This is a genomic window from Arthrobacter agilis (assembly GCF_002953615.1).
Classification (GTDB): Bacteria; Actinomycetota; Actinomycetes; order Actinomycetales; family Micrococcaceae; genus Arthrobacter_D; species Arthrobacter_D agilis_B.
Window position 1 is genome coordinate 1060801 of sequence record NZ_CP024915.1, and the last position, 3872, is coordinate 1064672.

Annotated in this window: 4 protein-coding genes and 4 tRNA genes; 1 reads left to right on the forward strand and 7 read right to left on the reverse strand. The window is 68.6% G+C overall.

Annotation, left to right across the window (positions count from 1 at the left end; all coding sequences use genetic code 11):
- Window positions 1–99 precede the first annotated feature (99 nt).
- Both CVO76_RS05055 and CVO76_RS05060 read right to left on the reverse strand, forming a co-directional pair.
- On the reverse strand, window positions 100–540 hold the full coding sequence (locus CVO76_RS05055; protein WP_208741000.1) for a SufE family protein: 441 nt from the start codon (window positions 538–540) through the stop codon (window positions 100–102).
- Complete coding sequence (locus tag CVO76_RS05060) at window positions 537–1454, reverse strand: sulfurtransferase (protein WP_208741001.1); 918 nt, start codon at window positions 1452–1454, stop codon at window positions 537–539. The genes CVO76_RS05055 and CVO76_RS05060 overlap by 4 nt, the downstream gene beginning before the upstream one ends.
- A 325-nt stretch (window positions 1455–1779) precedes the next feature.
- Between CVO76_RS05060 and zapE the strand changes: the two genes are divergently transcribed.
- Window positions 1780–2814: a cell division protein ZapE gene (gene zapE, locus CVO76_RS05065; RefSeq protein ID WP_208741003.1), complete on the forward strand. Its 1035-nt coding sequence runs from the start codon at window positions 1780–1782 to the stop codon at window positions 2812–2814.
- A gap of 97 nt (window positions 2815–2911) precedes the next feature.
- Here the strand turns inward: zapE and CVO76_RS05070 are convergent, their stop codons facing one another.
- The 5 genes from CVO76_RS05070 to CVO76_RS05090 all read right to left on the reverse strand — a co-directional run bounded on the left by CVO76_RS05070 (window position 2912) and on the right by CVO76_RS05090 (window position 3727).
- The gene (locus tag CVO76_RS05070) at window positions 2912–3163 is read right to left on the reverse strand and encodes an antitoxin (RefSeq protein ID WP_208741005.1); all 252 of its coding nucleotides are present in this window, start codon (window positions 3161–3163) and stop codon (window positions 2912–2914) included.
- Window positions 3164–3329: 166 nt separating this feature from the next.
- Window positions 3330–3403: transfer RNA gene (locus tag CVO76_RS05075), tRNA-Gly, on the reverse strand.
- 29 nt (window positions 3404–3432) lie between these two features.
- Window positions 3433–3504 (reverse strand) — tRNA-Val (locus tag CVO76_RS05080).
- 26 nt (window positions 3505–3530) lie between these two features.
- Window positions 3531–3601, reverse strand: a tRNA-Cys gene (locus CVO76_RS05085).
- Window positions 3602–3653: 52 nt separating this feature from the next.
- Window positions 3654–3727 (reverse strand) — tRNA-Gly (locus CVO76_RS05090).
- Between the last annotated feature and the right edge of the window lie 145 nt (window positions 3728–3872).

A 3872-nucleotide genomic window follows, 5' to 3' on the forward strand; every position in this document is an offset into this window, starting at 1 on the left:
ACCTCGATCCGGAACGGTGGGAGGCCGTCGTCGAACGCTGGCTGGACGCACACCTGAACGGCCGGGCCCTCCCCGGTGGGAAGGTGCCCGGCTCGGAGACTACTGCGCTTCCCTGATCTTCCGCTTGATCCGGCCCAGCATCGCGGCCATGCCGCGCATGCGCAGCGGGGTGATCGCCCGGGTCAGGCCGAGACGGTCGGGGACGTCGTCGGGAACGGCGAGGACGTCCGCGGCAGGCAGCCCGTCGAGTCCCTCGAGCAGCACGCCGGCGAATCCGCGGGTGGTGGGAGCCTCCGGCGGGGCGGAGAAGAACAGGTGCACGCGGCGCTCGGGCTCCTCGCCGATCTCCACGGTGAGGAAGAGCGGGCTCTGGCACTCGACCACCTGCTCCAGGAGCTCGGGGTGGCTCCCGTAGCGCTCCGGCAGGTCCGGGAGTTCCCGGGAGAAATCGAGCAGGAGCTGCAGCCGGTCCGGCTCCGTCAGGTCCTGGAAGTCGTCGATGATCTCGGCGAGCTTCGCCGGGACGGCCCCGGTGGTCATCGGGCCGCCCGTACCCGGCTCGCGGGCACGTCGCCGGGCTCGGTGCCCCGGACGATCGGTACGCGCACAGCATTGCCCCATTCGGTCCAGGAGCCGTCGTAGTTGCGCACGTTCGGGAAGCCGAGCAGGTGCGTCAGGACGAACCACGTGTGGCTCGACCGCTCTCCGATCCGGCAGTAGGCGACGACGTCGTCGCCGTCCTGCAGGCCGGCTTCGCCGCGGTAGATGGCGTCGAGCTCCGCGCGCGTCCGGAAGGTTCCGTCCTCGGCGGCCGCACGCGCCCAGGGGACGGAGCGCGCGGTGGGGATGTGCCCTCCGCGCATCGCGCCCTCCTCCGGGTAGGCGGGCATGGTGGTGCGGGCCCCGGTGTACTCGTCGCCCGAGCGGACGTCGATCAGGGGCTTCCCGAGGTGGTCGAGGACATCGCCGAGGAAGGCGCGCACGGGCGCGTCGTCGCGCTCGACGACCGGGTAGTCGCTCGGTGCGGTGTTCGGCTTGTCCGTCGTGAGCTCCCGGCCCTCGGCCACCCACTTGTCGCGGCCGCCGTCGAGCAGCCGGACGTCCTCGTGGCCGAAGAGCGTGAAGACCCAGAGGGCGTAGGCGGCCCACCAGTTGCTCTTGTCGCCGTAGATCACCACGGTGGAGTCGCGGGAGATGCCCTTGGTGGCCATGAGGCGTGCGAACGCGGCGCCGTCGAGGTAGTCGCGCGTCACCTCGTCGTTCAGCTCGGTGTGCCAGTCGATCTTGACGGCGCCGGGCACATGGCCCGTTTCGTACAGCAGGACGTCCTCGTCGGACTCGACGACCACCAGACCCTCGGCGCCCAGGTTGGCAGCGAGCCAGTCGGTGGAGACGAGCCGCTCGGGATGGGCGTACTCGGCGAACTTGTCCTGCGTATCTGGAGCCAGTGTCATTGCGGCCTTTCGCATAGCTGTCTGCTCGAAGGAGCGTCTCTTCCTCCCTAGCGTAACCACGCGCCCGCCCGATTGCTTCCGGCTCCCCAGCGTGCGGCCGGGGCCGCGATTCCCGGTGCCGGCGCCGGTGCAGGGCAGACCGGCGCCGGGTACCCCGCGTGCGATCAGTGTCCGGTTGACGTCCCGGCCCGCGTCCGGTCAAGGACCTGCGGGAGCGGCACGGACCACCGGCGCACGGACCGCCTTGCCGTAGTCTTGCCTAGCGAAGCGGCCTCCCGCGGGGGCCTCGCGACACCCAGCCGGAAAGAGAAAGCGGTCCAGATCCGTGCCAGCCACCGAACACCTCACAGCGCGCACCCCGAAGGTCTCCGTCGATGAGTTGCTGGGCGGTTTCTACCCGTCGCCCCGCTTCGGCGAGGTGTCCTTCGACACGTATCGTCCGGACCCCCAGCAGCCGTCGCAGTCGGCCGCCGTGACCAAGCTGCGCGAGTTCGCCTCCTCCGTCGACGAGCCCGAGCCCTCGGGATTCCGCAGACTGTTCGGCGGGGGCAGGAAGACCACCACGCGGGCGGGGATCTACCTCGACGGCGGATTCGGCGTCGGCAAGACGCACCTGCTCGCATCGCTCTGGCACGCATCCTTGGGCCGCAAGGCGTTCGGCACCTTCGTCGAGTACACGAACCTGGTCGGAGCGCTGAGCTTCCGCAAGACCGTCGACGCGCTCAGCGGCTACAGCCTCGTGTGCATCGACGAGTTCGAACTGGACGACCCCGGGGACACGGTGCTGATGTCCCGGCTGATGCGCGAACTGGCCGACGCCGGCGTCAAGCTCGCGGCGACGTCGAACACCCTTCCCGGGTCGCTCGGGGACGGGCGCTTCGCAGCGGAGGACTTCCAGCGCGAGATCCAGGTCCTCGCGGACCAGTTCGAGGTGGCCAGGATCGACGGCGAGGACTACCGCCACCGGGGGCTGCCCCAGGCCCCGGCAGCGCTCGACGACGCCGCGCTGCGCGAGCGCATCGACGCCTACTCCGGCGGCGTCCTGGCGGAGGACGACTTCGGGGACCTGGTCCGGCATCTCGCCGACGTCCACCCGAGCCGTTACCGGCAGCTCCTCGACGGGATCGACGCCGTCGCCTGGCACGACGTGGAGACGATCACCGAGCAGTCCGTCGCCCTGCGGTTCGTGGTCCTGGCCGACCGGCTCTACGACCGGGACGTGCCGATCATGGCGAGCGGCACGACGTTCGACCACCTCTTCACCGAGGAGATGATGGGCGGCGGCTACATGAAGAAGTACTACCGGGCGGTCTCCCGCCTCACCGCCCTCGCGCGGCAGGGGAGCGACGTCGTCCACTAGGCCCATCGCGGTCCTCCCGCCGCCTCCGGCGGGAACGCAAGAAGCGCCGGTGCCGCCTCTCGGCGGGACCGGCGCTTCCTTATTGCCAGGCTGGGAATTACACGGCCGGCGGAGGGGTAGGGCTGGTGTCGCCCTTGCCGTCCTTCTTGTCGATCCTGTCCACCATCCCCGAAGCCTTCGTCTGCACTCCGTTGATGTGGTGCGAGTACTTGCCATGGGTCCTGCTGTCGACGAAGTCGCCAGCCTTCCCGATGCCGTTCTTCACCTTGTCGGAATTATCGCCAATGAGTTCGGTCGCCTTACCCGCGAGGGTGCCGGCCTTGCCCTTGAGCCCGTCCAATAAACCCACGGACACCTCCTTTCGGTCGTGGAAACGCAGGACCGTTTCCGCTGCTCCAAGCATAGAGGAGGAACCCCGGGGTCCGGCGGGAGAACGGAGGAGTTCGCTCGGGGCTGAGCACAAAAAATGCCCGGTCCTCGCCAGGACCGGGCAACGGCCGCAATCGGCCGGAAAGAGCGGACGACGGGATTCGAACCCGCGACATCCACCTTGGCAAGGTGGTGCTCTAGCCAGCTGAGCTACGTCCGCAAAAAAGCGCCCCCGAGGGGGCGCCTTCGTGGGCGATACTGGGATCGAACCAGTGACCTCTTCCGTGTCAGGGAAGCGCGCTACCGCTGCGCCAATCGCCCATTTTCATGGTGCTCGTACCGTAGTGAGGTGGGGACGGGATTCGAACCCGCGTATACGGCTTTGCAGGCCGCTGCCTCGCCTCTCGGCCACCCCACCGTGACCGGATCGCTCCGGCCACCGGACTGATCCGGCCATACAGTGACTTGCGAGCGGACGACGGGATTCGAACCCGCGACATCCACCTTGGCAAGGTGGTGCTCTAGCCAGCTGAGCTACGTCCGCAGAAGAAGGAAGAACCCGGAATTCCCGCTACCTGCTGAGCATTTCGCGGTGTTTCTTCGTTTTCCAACGAGAAAAAACTCTATCGGACGTTCGGGAGTTCGTCCAATCGGCGGGCGGACGCGCTGCCTGGGCGGGGCCCCGGGGG